At 68.1% G+C, this 18,536-nt stretch carries 13 protein-coding genes; 10 read left to right on the forward strand and 3 right to left on the reverse strand.

The window, feature by feature from the left end; translation table 11 throughout:
- The first annotated feature begins 208 nt into the window (after window positions 1–208).
- The 6 genes from V7787_RS19365 to V7787_RS19390 all read left to right on the forward strand — a co-directional run bounded on the left by V7787_RS19365 (window position 209) and on the right by V7787_RS19390 (window position 8,940).
- Window positions 209–3,082 (forward strand): autotransporter domain-containing protein, encoded by a 2,874-nt coding sequence (locus tag V7787_RS19365; protein WP_336089140.1) that lies wholly within the window; start codon window positions 209–211, stop codon window positions 3,080–3,082.
- Between the two features lie 212 nt (window positions 3,083–3,294).
- A complete protein-coding gene (locus tag V7787_RS19370; protein WP_336089141.1) occupies window positions 3,295–3,744 on the forward strand; it encodes a DUF4442 domain-containing protein in 450 nt (149 codons plus the stop codon).
- Window positions 3,745–3,958: 214 nt separating this feature from the next.
- On the forward strand, window positions 3,959–5,974 hold the full coding sequence (locus tag V7787_RS19375) for a bifunctional serine/threonine-protein kinase/formylglycine-generating enzyme family protein (RefSeq protein WP_336089142.1): 2,016 nt from the start codon (window positions 3,959–3,961) through the stop codon (window positions 5,972–5,974).
- 289 nt (window positions 5,975–6,263) lie between these two features.
- Window positions 6,264–6,944 carry a DUF502 domain-containing protein gene (locus tag V7787_RS19380; protein WP_336089143.1) on the forward strand — a complete coding sequence of 227 codons (681 nt, stop codon included), beginning with the start codon at window positions 6,264–6,266 and terminating at the stop codon, window positions 6,942–6,944.
- Window positions 6,941–8,131: a PQQ-dependent sugar dehydrogenase gene (locus V7787_RS19385; RefSeq protein ID WP_336089144.1), complete on the forward strand. Its 1,191-nt coding sequence runs from the start codon at window positions 6,941–6,943 to the stop codon at window positions 8,129–8,131. The genes V7787_RS19380 and V7787_RS19385 overlap by 4 nt, the downstream gene beginning before the upstream one ends.
- Window positions 8,128–8,940: a queuosine precursor transporter gene (locus V7787_RS19390; protein ID WP_336089145.1), complete on the forward strand. Its 813-nt coding sequence runs from the start codon at window positions 8,128–8,130 to the stop codon at window positions 8,938–8,940. The genes V7787_RS19385 and V7787_RS19390 overlap by 4 nt, the downstream gene beginning before the upstream one ends.
- 21 nt (window positions 8,941–8,961) lie before the next feature.
- Here V7787_RS19390 and V7787_RS19395 read toward each other — a convergent pair whose 3' ends face one another.
- Together V7787_RS19395 and V7787_RS19400 are read right to left on the reverse strand one after the other, a co-directional pair.
- Window positions 8,962–9,708 carry a LytR/AlgR family response regulator transcription factor gene (locus V7787_RS19395; RefSeq protein ID WP_336089146.1) on the reverse strand — a complete coding sequence of 249 codons (747 nt, stop codon included), beginning with the start codon at window positions 9,706–9,708 and terminating at the stop codon, window positions 8,962–8,964.
- Window positions 9,705–10,778 (reverse strand): sensor histidine kinase, encoded by a 1,074-nt coding sequence (locus tag V7787_RS19400; RefSeq protein ID WP_336089147.1) that lies wholly within the window; start codon window positions 10,776–10,778, stop codon window positions 9,705–9,707. Before V7787_RS19400 ends, V7787_RS19395 begins: the two co-directional genes overlap by 4 nt.
- Window positions 10,779–10,923: 145 nt before the next feature.
- Here V7787_RS19400 and V7787_RS19405 point away from each other — a divergent pair, with 145 nt between their 5' ends.
- From V7787_RS19405 to V7787_RS19420, 4 genes are all read left to right on the forward strand, one after another.
- Window positions 10,924–11,829, forward strand: a complete 906-nt coding sequence (locus V7787_RS19405) for a TolB family protein (RefSeq protein WP_336089148.1) — start codon at window positions 10,924–10,926, stop codon at window positions 11,827–11,829.
- A gap of 527 nt (window positions 11,830–12,356) precedes the next feature.
- Window positions 12,357–14,228, forward strand: a complete 1,872-nt coding sequence (locus V7787_RS19410; RefSeq protein ID WP_336089149.1) for a DUF885 domain-containing protein — start codon at window positions 12,357–12,359, stop codon at window positions 14,226–14,228.
- Between the two features lie 691 nt (window positions 14,229–14,919).
- Entirely contained in the window at window positions 14,920–16,566 is a 1,647-nt protein-coding gene (locus V7787_RS19415; RefSeq protein ID WP_336089150.1) for a FecR family protein, read from the forward strand.
- Entirely contained in the window at window positions 16,563–18,221 is a 1,659-nt protein-coding gene (locus V7787_RS19420) for a CHASE2 domain-containing protein (protein WP_336089151.1), read from the forward strand. Before V7787_RS19415 ends, V7787_RS19420 begins: the two co-directional genes overlap by 4 nt.
- 75 nt (window positions 18,222–18,296) lie before the next feature.
- Here V7787_RS19420 and V7787_RS19425 read toward each other — a convergent pair.
- Window positions 18,297–18,536 (reverse strand): hypothetical protein (locus tag V7787_RS19425; RefSeq protein ID WP_336089152.1); only part of this gene is annotated, 240 nt, incomplete at its 5' end.

Below are 18,536 nucleotides of genomic sequence, written 5' to 3' on the forward strand. Positions count from 1 at the left end.
AACCGTTGCATGCGACCGCCGATGCGCCGACACGGCGCGCACACGGTCGCCGCATCGAAATCGAAATCACAGGTAGGGTGAAATCGATCCGACCACGTTTTGAGTATCACACATACCGCAACGCCCCCAACCGGATGTAAGCGAGGCCACACGATCTCGCCGGCGGTTCGTGCCTCTCTCAAAATCTCAAAGTCAGGATTTCGACGCGATGACCCCACGACGCCCCCTGTCCGCGCCGCGTTCGCGCGCGCTCGCTTGCGCCATCAGTGTTTCCTTGCTCGCCTCGGCATGGATAACGCCGGCAGCGGCGATGTCGTTCCACATCAACGGCGAACACCTCATCGCCACCGGCAGCGTCGTCTCCAGCGATCCGCGCACGCTCAACGCGTTGCTGCAACGCGCCGAAGCGGCCGGCAAGAAGATCACCACGGTGGTGTTCCGCAATTCGCCCGGCGGCGCGGCCAGCGGCGGCGTCGGCATGGGCGCGGTCATCCGCGAGCGCGGGCTCAACACCATTCTCGACGGCGGGTGTTTCTCCGCCTGCGCCGACGCGTTCGCCGCCGGCATCGAACGCCGCATCACCCGCTTCGATCTGCCGGTGTACGGCAGCTACGACCAGACCGTGCTCGGCATCCACGGCGCCGCCAATTCGCGCGGCCCGATTCCGTATCCGGGCCAGGAAGAGTATCTGGACTACTACCGCGAAATCCTCGGTGAAGAAGGCGCCCACGCGATGGGCCGGATCACCCAGGCGCACTACGAGTTGACCCAGCAATCGGGCTTTCTGCGCTACTTCGATCCGGCCCTGCAAACCATCGCCACCCGCTTCTGCCCCACCGCGGACACCAGCGCGCAGGGCGGCTGCACCGACTATCCCGGGGTGACGATCTTCAGCGACACCATCGCCAACCGCAGCGACTACGCCCGGGTCGCCGACATGTTGAACGTGCAAGGCACGGTGCGCGGCAACATCAATCCCAACTATGCGCCGGGCAGCGTCGAAGACGCCTACGGCATCGTCCGCCTGGGCAGCGGCAGCCAGTGGTCGCTCGACACCACTGCGGCCACCGCGCTGGTGTGGGTCGACGGCGGCACCCTGGAGCTCAACACCGGCGCCAAGATCGACTCGGCCGAACGCATCCTGGCCGACCACGGCGGCCGCGTATCGATGCGCGGCGGTCAATTGAGCCGGCGCACCTCGATCCTCGACGGTGTGCTGGAGGGCTACGGCAGCGTCACCGCGTTGGCCAACGTGTTCGACAACAGCGTGTTTCAGCCCGCCGGCCTCAAGGTGTCGCCGGGCTCGCTGCAGGACGAACGCGGCGTGCAGATCGTCAAGGCCAACGGCGCCGGCGTCGGCGTGCTCGATGGCGCGACCGCGCGTTTCAGCGTGACCCCGGACACCCAGGCGCCGGCGCTGCAACTGCTGCAAAGCGAAGTGATCGAAGACGTCGGCCTGGACATCTGGGACTACCGCCGCGCCTTCGCCCGCGCTCAACTCAGCCTGACCGGCGCGCGGCTGGCGCTGGATGTGCAGCCCGGTTACTACGCCGCGCAGCGCGAGTTGCCGCTGGTCGCCGGCGCGGTCGATCCGGCAGCGCTGAGCCATCCGGGCGCTGCGCTGTGCGCGCTGCGCTTCACTAGTTGCGATGAGTTCGACGCCGCGCCCGCGGCCAGCGACAAGCCCTTTATCGTCGGCGCGTTCGATTCGGTCGCCGCCAACGGCGGCAAGTCGGTCGATCTGAGCTCCGCCGATGCCCTGGTCTACGCCAGCGCCAACTCGCTACTGAGTTTCCGCGTACTGCAAAGCGCCGACAAGATTTCGCTGATCGCCAACCCGGCGTTCGAAGACACCGCCTTGTTCGCCAACGCCGCCTCCGGCGACGGATTGGGCGTGGCCTTGCGCGCGGCTTCTTACAAGCAGCCCAGTGCGCTGGCGCCGGTGCTGGGCGCGTTGCAGTTCGCCGATCGCGACGTCGCCCGCGCCCAGGCCGGCGCGCTGCGCGGCGACGGCCACGCCACTCTGCGTCTGGCCGACCGCGCCTTGGCCGACAGCTTCGGCAATGTGCTCACCGCGCGTCTGAGCGATCTGCGCAGCGGCGGCGGCGAAGGCGGCGATCTGGCCGCGGTCGGCGCAATGCAAGCCGGCGGCGGCGCGGCAGGCCGTCACGGCGCGGATCTGAGTCAGCTGGCGCTGTACCTCAACGATCCCGGCACCGCGCCCGCCGGCGAAGCCGCACGCGGCGCGAACGTGTGGGGCCGCGGCTTCGGTTCGCGCGGCCGCATCGACCGCGGCGACGGCGTGGCGCAGATGGGTTACACGGTCGGCGGCGCGATGTTCGGCGCCGACACCGTCGTCGCCGACGGCCGCATCACCATCGGCGGCAGCCTGGGCTTCGCTTCGATGTCGGCCAAGACCGCGCCGACCCAGTTCCGCGCCGAGGTCGATGCGATCGACCTGGGCGCCTACCTCGACGGCGGCTACAGCCGCGGCTACTTCAACGCCAGCCTGCGCTACACCGACCTCAAGCACGACACCACCCGCAGCATCCAGGGCATCGACGGCCTCGGCGGCGGCGACCGCGCCAGCTACCGCAGCCACGCGCTGTCGGCCAAGCTCGAACACGGGCTCGGCCTGGGCAGCGCCCAGAACTGGCAGTTGCTGTTGCCGGTGATCGATTACTCGCGCCACTCCGGCGTGAGTTTCCGCGAACGCGGCGACGGCGCCGCGCCGCTGAGCGGCCGCTCGCAAGCGCTCGACAGCCTGCGCGTCGGCGCCGGCGTGCAGTACGCGCGCGCCTTCACCACCCGCAGCGGCGAAACCCTGACCCCGCATCTGCGCCTGCTGTGGCAGAAGGAACTGCGCGACCACCGCGCCGGTTACCTGTCCGCGTTCCAGGCCGAGCCCGGCCTGCCGTTCGCGGTCAACAGCCAGGACGGCGGCGAAACCCAGTTGTCGTGGAACCTGGGCTTGAACAGCCAGGCGACCGAGCGGCTGTCGGTGCTGATCGACTACGCCGGCCGCCGCTCCGACGCCGGCACCGAGCACGGGGTGATGCTCGGCCTGGGTTACCGCTTCTGACCCACGACGCCCGACCCGCGACGGCGGCGGCGCCCCAGCGCCGCCGCTCGCATCCCCGCCCCGCACCCCCCGTCATTCCGGCGCAAGCCGGAACCCATTTTGATTTGCGCTTTCGAACCAAACCCACCCAAACGAGCGGCGGCACACGCAACCGACTTTAACAATACGCATGCGTATGGCACTCTAAGCGCGCCCTCCCCACCCCAGCGCGCATGAAATCCTCGACCCTGCGACATGGCCTGAACCTGTGGCCGCCGTTCCTGTTCTCCGGCATCCGGGTAACCGCCATCGCCGCCGATTACCGCCACGCCACGGTGGAACTGCGGATGCGGCCCTGGAACCGCAACTACGTCGGCACCCACTTCGGCGGCAGCCTGTTCTCGATGACCGACCCGTTCTGGATGCTGCTGGCGATGAACGCGCTCGGCCGCGACTACATCGTCTGGGACCGCGCCGGCAGCATCGAATTCGTCAAACCCGGCCGCGGCACGGTGCGCGCGCAGTTCGATCTGAGCGAGCAGGTGCTGGAGGAATTGCGCCAGGCCACCGCCGGCGGCGACAAATACCTGCGCTGGTTCGACACCGACGTCGTCGATGCCAGCGGCGAGGTCGTCGCCAAGGTGCGCAAACAGCTGTACGTGCGGCGCAAACGCGACCGCTGACAGCCGCCCGGCGCGCGCCGCGCCGGTCGTTCACATCGCCCCAGTGAGACCTCCGGCAACATTCGTTGCACGTCGGGACAGTACGGGCCGGCCACCAAAACAGCCGCTGGCTCCGCATCCAGACTTGTAAACGAAGCCATAGAAAAGCCACACTACCCGACGCGCGGGCACTGCAGCGGCAGCTATGCTGCGCAGTCGCGACACGGGGCCGCGAATGTCGAACGTCACACCGCAAACCGATGCCGTCAGCGTTCCGATGCCGGAGATACCCGGCTACCGGTTGCGCCAGCTCATCAATCACGGCGGCTCCTCTTCGGTGTACCTGGGCGAGCAGAGCGCGCTCGGCCGCGAGGTCGCGGTCAAAATCATGCTGCCGCACGCGCTGGCCGATGAAGTCAGCCGCCGCCGCTTCGAAAACGAAGTGCGCACCATCGCCCGGCTGGAGCATCCCAACGTCGTCGGCATCCACGAAGTCGGCCGCACCCGCGACGGGCTGCCCTACTACGCGATGCCGTTCCTGCCGCGCGGCCATCTGGGCAAGCGTATCGAACAAGGCTTCGCCCGCGGCGAAACCGACGTCATCGCGATCATGGAACCGCTGCTGTCGGCGCTGGAATACGCCCATGCGCGCGGCGTGGTCCATCGCGACGTCAAGGCCGAGAACGTATTGTTCGACGTCACCGAACGCCCGCTGCTGGCCGATTTCGGCATCGCCCTGCGCCGCGGCTTCGGCGCGCGCATGACCGCCACCGGCCTGGCCGTGGGCAGCACCGCGTACATGGCGCCGGAACAGGCGCGCGGCGAAGAAGTCGATGGCCGCGCCGATCTCTACAGCCTGGGCGTGCTGTGCTGGGAAATGCTCACCGGCCGGCTGCCGTTCGAAGCGCCCGACGCGCTGTCGATGGCGGTGATGCACGCGCAGGACCCGATTCCGAAACTGCCGCCGCCGCTCAAGCACTGGCAGCGCTTCATGAACCGCGCGCTGTCCAAGCAGCCCGACCAGCGTTTCGACGACGCCGCCGAAATGGCCGAAGCGGTGGCCGAAATCAAACACCGCGGCGAACTCAGCGGCATGGGCAAATTGCTCAGCCACCTGCGCCCGCTCAAGCGTTGGGCGACGCCGGCCTGGGCCGGTCTGGCGGTGGTCGCGATCGCCGTGGTCACCATCGCCTTCGCCTTGAACCGGGTGGAGAAGGACGGTTTCTTCAAGGTCGAGCCCGCGCGCGAGCAGACCGCCGCGACTGCGGTCAACGACCCGACCCAGGCGATGATGGCGCCGCTGCCGCAAGCGCCGTTGCAGGATTCGCTGCAGGCCGCGCGCGGTTACATCGCGCAGGGGCGGCTGGCTTCGCCGGCCGACGCCAACGCCTACAACAGCTTGCTCACCGCCTGGCATCTGGACAGCACCAATCCGGAAGTGGCGGTGGTGGTGAACGAGCTGACCCAAGCCTTCGGCGACGAACTCGCCCGCGATCTGCGCGAAGGCCGCGACCAGCGCGCGCGCGAACACTTGGTCAACGCCACCGCGCTCGGCCAGCAGACCGGCACCGCCGATTCGCAAGCCCAGCGCGCGCTGCGCGAAAAGGCCGGCCAAGCCTTGCAAACCCGTCTGGACCAGGCCGCGCGCCGCGGCGACGGCGCCGATGCGGGCAAGGTGATCGCGCTGGCCGAGGAATTCTCGCTGCCACGCACCCTGTCCAGCCGTCTGGTCGCGCAGGCGCGCGGCATCGCCGGCGACGGCAGCGTCGCCCGCGGCGTCGCCGCCACCGCGGTCGCGCCGACCGCCAGCGTCGCGGTCAGTTTCAACCCGCGTCCGGTCAGCCGCGGCGAGTACGCGCGCTTCGCCAGCGCGCACCAACGCGCGCCGGCGCTGTGCCGCGAACGCGTGTCGTTGCTGCGGATGATCGCGCCGAAGGATTGGCGCGCGCCGGGTTTCGATCAGACCGATTCCGAACCGGTGGTGTGTGTGTCTACCGGCGATGCGGAAGCGTACGCGCAGTGGTACAGCCAGCAGACCGGGCGTCGGTATCGTTTGCCTACCGCCGAGGAAGCGCAGCGCATGCCCGGTGCGAGCGGGCGCGCGTTGTCGATGTGGTCGGCCGATTGCGGGCGCAATTGTCAGCAGCGGCAGGTTGGTGGCGGTTCCTGGCGCAGTGGGTCGGCGCAGCGGCCGTTGAGTGCGTCTCGCGGTTATGACGATGTCGGGTTTCGGTTGGTGCGCGAGCGCTGAGGGTGGGTTCGTCGCGGGGTGGAGCAAATCCCCCGCGCCGGTGGATTTTTGGTGCTTCGTGCCTGCGTAGGGCGCTCGCCCCCTTTTGCAAAGGGGGCGATGAGGTTCGGCGCTCGCTCCGCAAAGAGAAGCCGAGAGTCGGCGCCCCTTCGCAAGGCAACGCTGAAAGTCGGTGCCCCCTTTGCAAAAGGGGGCAAGCGCCCCGCGCCAACCACCGAAGCCAACGCCCCCACAGCGCGGGGGATTTGCGCCACCCACCCGGCCACCGCCCTCGCCTACAATCGCGCCCATGCGCCCCCCCAACCTGCAACGCCTGTTCCTCACCGGCCTACTGACCCTGCTGCCGATCTGGCTGACCTGGGTGGTAGTCAAATTCGTGTTCGTACTGCTGTCCGACACCAGCCGCCCACTGATCGGCCCGCTGCTGGAAAACCTCGCCACCGCGTCGCCGCAAGCGCTGGGCTGGTTGAACGACCAATGGGTGCAAACCGCCATCGCCCTGGCCGCAACCGTCGGCGTGATCCTGCTCTCCGGCGCGATGGCCCGACGCGTGGTCGGCCAGACCGTGCTGCGCTGGTTCGAATCGATGATCAAGCGCATCCCGCTGGCCAGCACCATCTACGGCAGCGCGCGGCAGTTGCTCGACATCCTGCAGACCAAGCCCGACGGCACCCAGCGCGTGGTGCTGGTCGACTTCCCGCACAACGAAATGAAATCGATCGGCTTCGTCACCAAGGTCATGCGCGAACAAGGCACCGGCCGCGAACTGGCCGCGGTGTACGTGCCGACCACGCCCAACCCGACTTCGGGTTATCTGGAAATCGTGCCGGTGGAAAAGATCACCCCGACCGACTGGACCGTGGATCAGGCGATGAGCTTCATCATCTCCGGCGGCGCGGTCTCGCCGTCCACGATTCCCTTCTCCGCACCCGCCGCTCACCCGGCCAACGACACGGACGCCCCGCGATGATCCCTTCCCTGTTTTCGGCGCTGCGCGCCGCCGCCGCTGCCAGCGCGTTGTTCGCCGGCGCCGCCCTCGCCGCCCCGGCGCCGCTGACCCCGCACCCGGTCAAGCTCGACGACGGCCGCAGCTTCAGCCTCAATCTGCCCGCCGAACTGGAAATCGTGCCGGTGGTGCAAGGCCTCAAGCGGGTGCGCTTTTTCGCCCGCAGCCCCGACGGCCGCATCTTCGTCACCGACATGCGCGATCTGAGCGACAACAAGCTCGGCCGCGTCTACGTGCTCGACGGCTGGGACGAAAAGACCGAACGCTACGGCAAGATTTCGGCGTACCTGGACAAGCAGCGCAATCCCAACAGCGTGGCCTTCCACACCGATCCGGCCGGGCAAGCGTGGCTGTATGTGGCCAACACCGACAAGCTGCTGCGCTACCGTTACCGCAACGGCGACCTCAAACCTTCCTCCGAACCGGAAGTGCTGGCGAGCTTTCCCGACTACGGCCTGAGCTACAAATACGGCGGCTGGCACCTCACCCGCACGCTCGCCTTCGGCGGAGGCAAGCTCTACGTCTCCGTCGGCAGCAGCTGCAACGCCTGCGTGGAAAAAGAAGACGTGCGCGCGGCGATCCTGCAGATGAATCCCGACGGCAGCGGCCGCCGCATCTACGCCAGCGGGCTGCGCAACGCGGTCGGGCTGCTGTACCGCGACGGCAAGCTGTTCGCCACCAACCAAGGCTCCGACCATCTGGGCGATCAAAAACCCGATGAGACCATGTTCGTGGTCCAGGACGGCGCCGACTACGGTTGGCCGTATTGCTACTACAGCGGCGGCAAGCCGCTGGCCGATCCGAAATTCCCGCGCAAGGCCGGCTGCCTCAACGCGCCGAAGACGTTCTCGTTCTTCCCCTCGCATGCTTCGGCGCTGGGTCTGGCGTGGTTCCCCTCCACCGACAAGGGCGCGGTGCGCGATGAGTTCCTGGTCGCCCTGCACGGCGCCAGCAAGCTCAGCCTCAATCACGGCTATCGCATCGTCCGGGTCAAGGCCGACGGCCGTCCGGGCGGCGATCTGGTCAACGGCTTCCTCGCCGGCGGCAAAGTGCTCGGCCGTCCTTGCGACGTGCTGCGCACCGGCCCGGACAGCTTTTTGTTCAGCGACGACAAGAGCGGCGTGATCTACCGGGTGAGGCCGAAGCGGTGAGCGCCGGCGAATCGTCCATCGCCTTCGCCGGCGGCCAGGGCACGCCGACGCTGCGCGACCGCTCGCTGCGGTTGTTCATCGTGTTGTCGGCGTTCTTCTGCGTCAACGCGGCGCTGGCCGAGTTCATCGGGGTCAAGATCTTCGCCCTGGAAGACACCCTCGGCATCGCGCCGCTGCAATGGAATCTGTTCGGCCAGACCGGCTCGCTGAACTTCACCGCCGGCACCTTGCTGTGGCCGGTGGTGTTTCTGATGACCGACGTCATCAACGAATTCTTCGGCCGCCGCGGCGTGCGCCTGATCTCCTGGCTGGCCGCGATCCTGATCGCCTACGGCTTCGTGTTCGCCTTCGCCGCGATCGCGCTGGCCCCGGCGGGCTGGTGGGTCAAGGCCGCGCAGGCGCAGGGCGTGCCGGATTATCAGGCCGCGTTCGCGGCGATCTTCGGCCAGGGCATGTGGAGCATCGGCGGTTCGCTGGTGGCGTTCATGGTCGGCCAGTTGATCGACGTCGGCGTGTTCCACCGCATCCGCAGCGTCACCGGCGACAAGCACATCTGGTTGCGCGCGACCGGTTCGACCGCGGTCTCGCAATTGGTCGACAGCTTCGTGGTGCTGTACATCGCCTTCGTGCTCGGCCCGCAGCATTGGCCGATCCCGCAGTTCCTGGCGATCGGCTCGGTCAACTACGTCTACAAGATGCTGGCGGCGGTGGCGATGATTCCGCTGATCTATCTGCTGCGGATCTGGATTCACAGCTATCTGGGCCACGCGCGCGCCAAGCAGTTGCAGGACGAAGCCGCGGCGGACTGAGCGGGCCCGGGCGTTCCGGGCTCAGGCCAGACCCATCGCCTCGCGCACCTTCTCGCGATAACTCGCGCCGCTGCCCAGGCGCAGCCCGCTGGCCAGCCGCAGCAGATAGCGGCCGCCGTCGAGGTGTTCGATATCGCGCACCGCATCCATGCGCACGATCCTTGAGCGGTGGATGCGCACGAAACGGCGCGGGTCCAGCCGCGCTTCCAGGCCGCTCAAGGTTTCGCGCAACAGATAGGCCTGGCCGCTCGCGCGCAGTTCGACGTAGTTGCTTTGCGCGATCGCGCATTCGATTTCCTCCACCGCCAGCAGCCGCAGGCGCGCACCGACCGGCACCGCCAGCCGCTGCGGATAGGCCTCGGCCACCGCGCCCGCGGCAGGTTCGGACGGCGACGCCGCGCGCATCCGCCGGACCCGTTCCAGGGCCGCGTGCAGGCGCTCGGCCGAATACGGCTTGAGCAGGTAATCCGCCGCTTCCACGTCGAACGCGCGCAGGGCGTGCTCGGCGTGCGCGGTGACGAACACCACCTGCGGCCGCTGGTCCGGCGGCAGATTCTGCAACACCCCGAAGCCGCTCAGATCGGGCATGCGGATATCCAGAAACACCACGTCCGGACGCAACCGGCGCAAAGCCGCCAGCGCGCTGTCGCCGTCGCCGCATTCGGCCACCACCTCGACCCCGCGCTCCTGCCCCAGCAGCCGGCGCAAACGCGCGCGCGACATCGCTTCGTCGTCCACCACCACCGCGCGCAACGCCGTCGGATTCATGCGACCACCTCATGCGGCTGCCAACGGCGATACGGCAATTGCAGACGCACGCAGGTGCCGCCGCTGGGCCGCGCGCCGATCTCCAGGCGGTGATCGCCGCCGTACAAGCCTTGCAGGCGCGCGCGGGTGTTGCTCAGCCCCACCCCGGCGCCTTGCGGCGCGCTGCGCTGGCCGCCGTCGTCGCTGACTTCCAGGATCAGATGCTCGTCGCTGCGCTGCGCGCGCACCGACACCTCGCCCGGCGTGGTGCGGGTGGCCACCGCGTGATGGATCGCGTTCTCCACCAGCGGCTGCAACAGCAATTGCGGCACGCGCGCGTCGAGCAAGGCCGAATCGATCGCCCAGTTCATCCGCAGCCGCTCGCCCAGGCGGATTTTTTCGATGCCGATGTAATGATCGAGCGCGGCCAGTTCGTCGCGCAGGGCGATTTCCTGCTGGCCCGAGCTGTCCAGGTTGTGGCGCAGCAACGCGCCCAGATCGACCAGCATGCGGTCGGCGCCGTCGGGATCGCGATGGACCATCTCGGCGATGGAGTTGAGCGCGTTGAACAGGAAGTGCGGGTTGAGCTGCGCGGCCAGCGCATCCAGCCGCGCCCGCGCCAGGCGCGACTCCAGTTCCATCGTTTGCCGCTCGCGTTGGCGGGCGCGTTCGGCGTAGACCAAGGCGTGGGCGACGCCGACGATCATCCAGCTCATCAGCAGATTGTTGAGCACGCTGGCGGTGAGCAGCCCGCTTATCGACGGCAAGCGTTCGTACCAACCGATCATGCCGTTGAGCGCGAACACCGCGCCGGCGCGCAGCACGATCACCGCCGCCACCGCCGCGCTCTGCACCGCCAACGCGCGCACCACCCGGCCGGGTTCGATCGGATAACGCCGCACGCACCACAGCAGGCCCATCGTGATCGGCACCCACAACCACGCGCTGGCCATGTGCTGGCGCAACAGGTCCGGCCAGCCCGGCGCCTGCCCGCCGGCCTCGCGCATGGTCCCGACCTGGCCGACCCAGACCAGCCCGTTGAGGGTCCACCAGCCCAAGACCACCAGCCATAAAGTCAATCGATCGCGCATAAGCGCCGATGCTGGACCGCGTGCGCGGCGCTTGCAATCGCGGGCGTCGCGTTCATCCCGCGACCGCGCCCATTGGTCCCGCCGCGCGTGCGCCGCGCCCGCGGCGGTGCAGGCTGCGCCCACCTCCCCTCGCAAGGACACCGCCATGCGAATCCCCGTTCGAACCGCGCGCCTGACCGCCTTCGCCGCCTGCCTGTCGGCCGCCTTCGCCGCGTCCGCCGCCGATCAATGCCCGGAGCCGAAGATTTTCGAACCGGGCAAGATTTCCACGCCGCAGTGGGAATGGCGCTTGAGCTTCACCCCGAGCCGGCTGCGGGCGTACTGGGCCACCACCCGCGGCTGGTGGCCGGGCACGCGCGAGCAGGCGACCATCATGACCTCGTACTGGCGGCCCTCGGGCTGGAGCGCGCCGGAAGTCGCGCCGATCTCCGGCGTGCACACCGACATGGACCCGTTCGTGTCGCCGGACGGGCGCTATCTGGTGTTCTCCTCGGAGCGCCCGCGCCCCGATGGCGCGGTCAAGAAAATGGATCTGTGGATCGCCAAGCGCACTCTGCGCGGATGGAGCCAGCCGCGGCATCTGGGCGACGCGGTCAACAGCGCCGGCGATGAGCTGTATCCGAGCATGGACCTGCGCGGCAACCTGTACTTCGCCAGCGACCGCGCCGGCGAGTTCGACATCTACCGCAGCCAGCGGCTGCGCAACGGCGATTACGCGCCGGCGCAGAAGATCGAAGGCGAGGTCAACACCGCGCAGCGCTGGGAGTTCAATCCGGAAATCTCGCCCGATGGGCGCACGTTGTTGTTCGTGCGTCTGGATTTCCCCAACGATCCGTTGCCCGATGTCGGCTATGGCTGGGGCGATATCTACCGTGCGCGGCTGCGCGACGGGCGTTTTACCCAGGTGGCGAATCTGGGGCCGTGCATCAACACCCAGTGGGACGAGTTCCATCCGACGGTGCTGTGGGAGCGGGGGGTGTTGTTCTATGCGCGGGATATCGGCAAGCCGAGCGATTTTTACTATGCGCCGCTGCCGCGGGTTAAGGATTGAGTACACGGGCTGGTTGCCAAGCCCTCTCCAGAACGTCATCCCCGCGAACGCGGGGATCCAGCGACTTCATGGCCACGTCGCGATAAGGCACTGGATTCCCGCGTTCGCGGGAATGACGGTTGAGGGCGTGTCGCGAGGAAGCCCTGGATTCCCGCCTTCGCGGGAATGACGGCTTGAGGGGTATGTCGCGATGAAGCCCTGGATTCCCGCCTTCGCGGGAATGACGGCTTGAGGGGTATGTCGCGATGAAGCCCTGGATTCCCGCCTTCGCGGGAATGACGGCCGGAAGCGGCTGCGACAAGCCCCGGTAATCCTTCAGAACGTCATCCCCGCGAACGCTGGGATCCAGGGCCTTATCGCGACATGACTCCAAAGCCTCCTGCTCCGGCTTCCGCGCCGATCAGTCCCACAGCTCGCCAACAGCGGCACAAACGCGCAATCCATCCACCGCCGCATGACCTTCGGCTCATGCCCGCGCGCAACGCGCGGGCGAGCCTGCCAGTCCATCCGTCCGGATCGATCGCGACATGACCGCCTCCCCGCTCCGCCCGCGCGCGACCGCGCGCCGGGCCGCGTCGCTGCTCAGCGCCGCCATCCTCGCCACGCTGTGCGCCGCCGCGCCCGCGTTCGCCGCCGAAACCCAAACCACTGTCGCCGCCGACGCGCAGGCCGAATCCAAATCGGCCGCGACCGTGCAGACCAAGGGCCAGAAACTCGCCCGCCTGTACGACCAGTACTGGGAAGAAAACCTCAAGCTCAATCCACTGCTCGCCACCGCACAAGGCGACCGCCGCTACAACGGCGAACTGCACAACTTCGCCACCGCCGCATTCCGCAAGCAGCGGCGCGAGTTCATCGAACGCTGGCTCAAGACAGTCGAACAAGTCGGCACCCAAGGCCTGTCTGCGCAAGACCTGCTGAGCTACCAAATCTTCGTGCGCAGCGCCCGCATCGAACTGGAAGCCGAGCGTTTCCCCAGTTGGCTGCAGCCGATCAACCAGTTCAACAACTTCGCCGCCAGCGTCGCCCAACTCGGTTCCGGCGCGGGTTCGCAGCCGTTCAAGACCGTGCAGGACTACCGCGATTGGTTGCGCCGCGCCGGCAAAGTGCCGGCGGTGTTCGATCAGATGATCGCCAACAGCCGCGAAGGCGTCGAACGCGGCGTCGTCCAACCCAAGGCGCTGATGGTCAAGGTGCAGTCGCAGCTGGACGCGCTGATCAAGCCGCGCGCCGAAGACACCCTCTTCTGGAAGCCGGTGACCAATCTGCCGGCCTCGTTCTCCGACGCCGACAAAGCCCAGATCGCCCAGGACTACCGGCGCGCGATCGATACCGAACTGATGCCGGCGTACCGGCGCATGCGCGACTACCTGCGCGAGGACTACCTGCCCCACGCCCGCGACAGCGCCGGCCTGGCCGCGCTGCCCGACGGCGAAGCCTGGTATGCGTTCAACGCGCGCCGCTCCACCACCACCTCGATGACGCCCGCGCAGATCCACCAGATCGGTCTGGACGAAGTCGCGCGCATCCACGCCGAGATGGACAAGATCATCGCCGACACCAAATTCAAAGGCGGGCGGCGCGAGTTCTTCCAGTACCTGCAGACCGATCCCAAGTTCATGTTCAAGGACGAAGACGGACTGCTGGCGCACTACCGCGGGCTGGAAGCCAAGGTCAACCGCAAGATTCCCGAACTGTTCTCGCTGACGCCCAAAGCGCCGTTCGAGATCCGTCCGGTCGAAGCCTTCCGCGCGCAGTCGGCCGCGGGCGGCTCGTACATGCGCCCGAGCGAAGACGGCAGCCGCCCCGGCATCTTCTACGTCAACACTTACGATTTGCCGACGCGCAAAACCTGGGACGCCGAAGACCTGTACCTGCACGAGGCGATCCCGGGCCATCACTTCCAGCTGGCCTTGCAGCAGGAACTCGCCGACCTGCCCAAATTCCGCCGTTTCGGCGGCGAAACCGCGTTCTCGGAAGGCTGGGGCCTGTACGCCGAATCGCTGGGCAAGGACCTGGGCATGTACCAGGACGACATCGACCACTTCGGCTATCTGCAGAACGAACTGTGGCGCGCGATCCGCCTGGTCGTCGACACCGGCCTGCACAGCAAGGGCTGGACCCGCCAGCAGGTGATCGACTACATGCTGGCCAATTCGGCCGAAAGCCAAACCCAGTCGACCGCCGAAGCCGAGCGCTACATGGCCATTCCCGGACAGGCGCTGGCGTACAAGATCGGCGAGCTCAAGATCATGGAACTGCGCAAGCGCGCACGCGACGCTTTGGGCGCGCGCTTCGACATCCGCGAGTTCCACGCCGAAGTGCTCAAGGACGGCGCGGTGCCGTTGGAACTGCTGGATCAGAAGATCGATCGCTGGATCCAGGCGAAGAAGGCCTGAGCGTCGCCGAGCGATCCTCGCGACGCGTCGACCGTCACAGCAACGAGAGCCGGCACCGACACCGGCTCTCGTTCCAGCGAAAGTCGCCCCCCACCGCCCCGTCATTCCAGCGAAAGCCGAAACCCCACCACCGTCATTCCGGCGAAGCCGGAATCCCACCACCGTCATTCCGGCAAAAGCCGGAATCCATTTTGATCTTGCTCTCACCCTCCCAGAGACGACCGCCTTGCAAGCGGCCGTAAACCTCCTCTGCGGCCACCCGCCCTGCCGCAACGGCCCTCAACACCCCACGGCCGCACCACACACCAGCGACACGGCCCCATCCGCACCTGTCGCCCCGGCCGCCCAAGCCCCCCCTCGCCGCCAAGCGGGCACCACCCGCCCCGCCCACACCCACCCCATCAGCGCTAGGATTCGCTCGCAGGCACGCCAAACGCACCAATACCGTGTCCAAACGGCCTCCACAGCGAACAGCGCCACACCGCCTGTCCGCCCCAAGCGGCCGTTCCGGGGGATACAAAGCAGAAAAAATGTGACTGAAGCCGCATAATTGGGGGTTGCTGTGTCCCCCGATCGCCGGCCTGGCCGGTACCCGCCATCCCAACTCAGCCACGGATTACGGATGCCCCCGATTGCAGCGAACCCGTTTGCTTCCCCGCTCCGCAGCCGCCGCCCGCGGCCGGCGTCGATCTTGGCGAAGACCTGCCGCTTTCTCGCCGTCCTGGCGCTGTTTCTAGGCGTTTCCGGTTTCGCTCAGGCACAGGATTGGGCCTATCGCGTGCGTCCCGGCGACACTTTGTGGGATCTGGGCGCACGCCACCTGAAGGCCGGCATCAACTGGCGCCGGCTGCAGGAACACAACCGCATCAGCGACCCCTACCACCTGCCCCCGGGCACCAGCATGCGCTTCCCGATCGGCTGGCTGCGGATCGAGCCGGCCAAAGCGCGGGTGATCGCGGTGCGCGGCGCGGTCAACGTGCTGGCCTCGGACAAGACCCCCGCGGCGCTGGTCAGCGAAGGCATGCGCATCGGCATCGGCAGCCGCCTGGAAACCGGACCCGGCGCCAGCGCGACGCTGGAGTTCGCCGACGGTTCGCGGCTGATGGTGCAAGACAACAGCCGCATCGTCTTCGACGAACTCAGCAGCTACGGCAGCACCGGCATGGTCGACACGCGCATGCGCCTGCAGCGCGGCCGCACCAGCAACCGGGTGATTCCGGCCAAGGGCCCGGCCTCGCGCTACATCATCGAAACCCCGTCGGCGACCTCCAGCGTGCGCGGCACCCGCTTCCGAGTCAGCGCCGGCGACGCCGACAGCGGCGAGGCCGCGATCGATGCGACCGAAGTGCTCGAAGGCAAGGTCCAGGTCGGCGCGCAGCGCGGCCAGGTGCTGGTCAAGCCCGGCTTCGGCGCCATCGCCAGCGCCGGCGGCGCGCCCTCGCAGCCGATCGAACTGCTGCCCGCGCCGACCCTGGCGCGCGAGCGCACCCAACTGGAACAACTGCCCGCCACCGTCGCCTGGGCCGGCGTGCCCGGCGCCAGCGCCTATCGGGTCGAAGTGGTGCGCGACGACGCGCCGGAAGTGCTGCTGTTCGAAAGCCGGGTGACCGACACCCAACTGCGTATCGACGATCTGCCGGCCGGCCGCCAGCGTCTGCTGGTGCGCGCGATCGCCGGCAACGGCCTGAGCGGCCGCGACAGCGCGCAAGTGTTCACCGTCAACGACCAACCGCTGCCGCCGCTGACCCTCAACCCCACCGACGGCCAGACCCTGCACCTGCCCAAGCCGCGCTTCGAATGGGCGCGCGCGCAGGACGCCGTGCGCACCCGCTTGCAGATCGCCCGCGACGCCAACTTCGAGCAGCCCGTCGCCGACGCCGAAGTCGAAGGCCTGCGCTACCGCCCCGAACAGGCGCTGCCCCCCGGCGCCTACTTCTGGCGCGTGGCCTCGCGCGACGGCAACGGCCGCATCGGCCGCTTCGGCAACGCCTTGCCGTTTCAGATCAGCGACGCCCCGGCCGATCCCGGCCTGGAACCGCCGCAAGCGGCCAAGGGCCAATTGACCTTGCGCTGGCAAAAAGGCGAGCCCGGCCAGCGTTATCGTGTGCAGATCTCGCGCAAGCCGGATTTCTCGCAACTGCTGCTGGAGCAAGTGGTGGACGTGCCGCAGATCGAACTCAAGCGCCCTGGCGGCGGAACCTGGCACGTGCGCGTGCAGACCATCGAAGACGATGGCTACGCCGCGCCGTACGGCCCGACCCAGGAAATCCGCCTGCCCTGCCGTCTGTGCTACGGCGCCGGCGCGGCGGGCGCGGTGCTGTTGCTGCTGGCCTTATGACGCCCAACGCACTGTCCAGGCTGATGCGTGGCGGTGCGGTCCTGCTCGCGGCCGGTCTGGCCGCGTTGTTGACCGTCAGCGGCGCGACCTGGCGGTTCGACGATTTTCTCTACGATCTGCACCTCTCGCATTGGGCGTATCCGCCCGACGACGACGTGGTGATCGTCGCCATCGACGATCGCAGCCTCAACGAACTCGGCCAATGGCCGTGGCCGCGCGACATCCACGCGCAGATCCTCGACCGCCTGGGCTACGCCGGCGTGCGCGGCGTCGCCCTGGACCTGGTGCTGACCGAAGCCGACCGCAACGGCGACGAACACGACCGCACCCTGGCCACGGCGATGCGCCGGCTCGGCCGGGTCGCGCTGCCGGTGACCACCGCGCCGCTGCGCCAGAACGGCCCGCCGGTGGAAGTGCTGCCGACCCCGGTGATCGCCACCGCCGCGACCACGCTCGGCCACACCGACATCGAACTCGACGCCGAGGGCACCACCCGCGGCATGTACCTCAAGGCCGGCCTCGGCGATTCGCGCTGGCCGGCGCTGGGCCTGGCGCTGATCGGCATGGAACCCGGCACCGCGCCCAAGCCACTGCCCGGCCTGCGCCGTCCGGATTCGGTGCAAGGCTCGCCGTATCAATGGACCCGCGACAACTACGTACGCATCCGCTTCGCCGGCCCGCCCGGCACCTTCGGCCAAGTCTCGTATTCCGACGTGCTCAGCGGCCAAGTGCCGGCCGACCTGTTGCGCGGCCGCTGGGTGGTGATCGGGGTGACCGCGACCGGGCTGGTGCCGAGCTACCTCACGCCGATGTCCGAAGAAGTGCGCATGCACGGCGCCGAGTACCAGGCCAACGTGATCGAGATGCTGCTGCACGACCGCGCGATCGTGCCGCTGCCGATGCTGTGGCAAGCGCTGCTGGCGGCGGCGATGCTGGCCGCGGTGGTGTTGCTGATGCTGCAATCGCGCTACCAACGGCCGCTGCTGATCGCCAGCGCCGCCGCGCTGGCCACCGCCGCCGGCAGCGTGGCGCTGCTGCGTCTGGGCGACTGGTGGTTTCCGCCGGCCACCACCATCTTGATGATCGCCGTCGCGTACCTGGCGTGGATGGTCGGCCACCTGCGCCACTGGCGCCGCGAAGCCAACCTGGACACCTTGACCCGTTTGGGCAACCGCCGCCGTTTCGATCACGTTTTGCAGAACGAACTGGCCAGCGCGCGCCGCACCCGCGCGCCGTTGTCGCTGGCGTTGATCGACGTGGACTACTTCAAGGCCTACAACGACTCGGTCGGCCACCGCGCCGGCGACAAGCTGCTGCAGAAGATCGCCGAGATCATCGCCTCGCACGCGCGCCGCCCGCGCGATCTGGCCGCGCGTTTCGGCGGCGACGAATTCGCGCTGATCCTGCCCGACACCCACGTCGAGGGCGCTGCGCGGGTGGCCGATGGCATCCTCGACGATATGCGCAAGCTCGACGCTCGCTATGGGCAGGCGCATGAGGATCAGCGGGTGAGTTTGAGCATCGGCTTGTATACCTGCGTTCCGGGCGTGCACACGCACGTTCGCACCTTGTTCGATGGCGCCGATGCGGCGTTGTATCGGGCCAAGGAGAACGGGCGGGATCGGCGCGAGGCGGCGCGGTTGGGCGAGATTTGAGGCTGTCGCCAGGCTGAGGCCGCGATCTGTTTCGCGCGGTTCGAGCACCGATGGCGTCTCTACGCGTCTCGCACTTCACCCACTTGCACGCACAAACGATTGCCACCAGCCCTGCCCTTCTCCCGCCTGCGGCGACCGCAGGGAGTGCAAGGCTGAGAAGGTGCCCGAAGGGCGGATGAGGGCGCTGTTGCTGTTGCTGTTGCTCTTGCTGTTGCCGTTGCTCTGGCCCGGCGGCGCAACTAACTCGCGATAGCAGTTGGACACCCGAAGGGCGGCGCACAAGGACGTGCGCCGGGTTCCGTCGTGGGCAGGATA

The sequence above is a fragment of the Pseudomonas sp. CGJS7 genome (assembly GCF_036961695.1).

Coding starts and splice junctions, on each gene's coding strand:
- V7787_RS19400 (WP_336089147.1), bottom strand. CDS start 10,778: ATGCGCGATCGATTGACTTTATGGCTGGTGGTCTTGGGCTGGTGGACC.
- V7787_RS19420 (WP_336089151.1), top strand. CDS start 16,563: ATGACGCCCAACGCACTGTCCAGGCTGATGCGTGGCGGTGCGGTCCTG.
- V7787_RS19370 (WP_336089141.1), top strand. CDS start 3,295: ATGAAATCCTCGACCCTGCGACATGGCCTGAACCTGTGGCCGCCGTTC.
- V7787_RS19405 (WP_336089148.1), top strand. CDS start 10,924: ATGCGAATCCCCGTTCGAACCGCGCGCCTGACCGCCTTCGCCGCCTGC.
- V7787_RS19375 (WP_336089142.1), top strand. CDS start 3,959: ATGTCGAACGTCACACCGCAAACCGATGCCGTCAGCGTTCCGATGCCG.
- V7787_RS19385 (WP_336089144.1), top strand. CDS start 6,941: ATGATCCCTTCCCTGTTTTCGGCGCTGCGCGCCGCCGCCGCTGCCAGC.
- V7787_RS19380 (WP_336089143.1), top strand. CDS start 6,264: ATGCGCCCCCCCAACCTGCAACGCCTGTTCCTCACCGGCCTACTGACC.
- V7787_RS19395 (WP_336089146.1), bottom strand. CDS start 9,708: ATGAATCCGACGGCGTTGCGCGCGGTGGTGGTGGACGACGAAGCGATG.
- V7787_RS19365 (WP_336089140.1), top strand. CDS start 209: ATGACCCCACGACGCCCCCTGTCCGCGCCGCGTTCGCGCGCGCTCGCT.
- V7787_RS19410 (WP_336089149.1), top strand. CDS start 12,357: ATGACCGCCTCCCCGCTCCGCCCGCGCGCGACCGCGCGCCGGGCCGCG.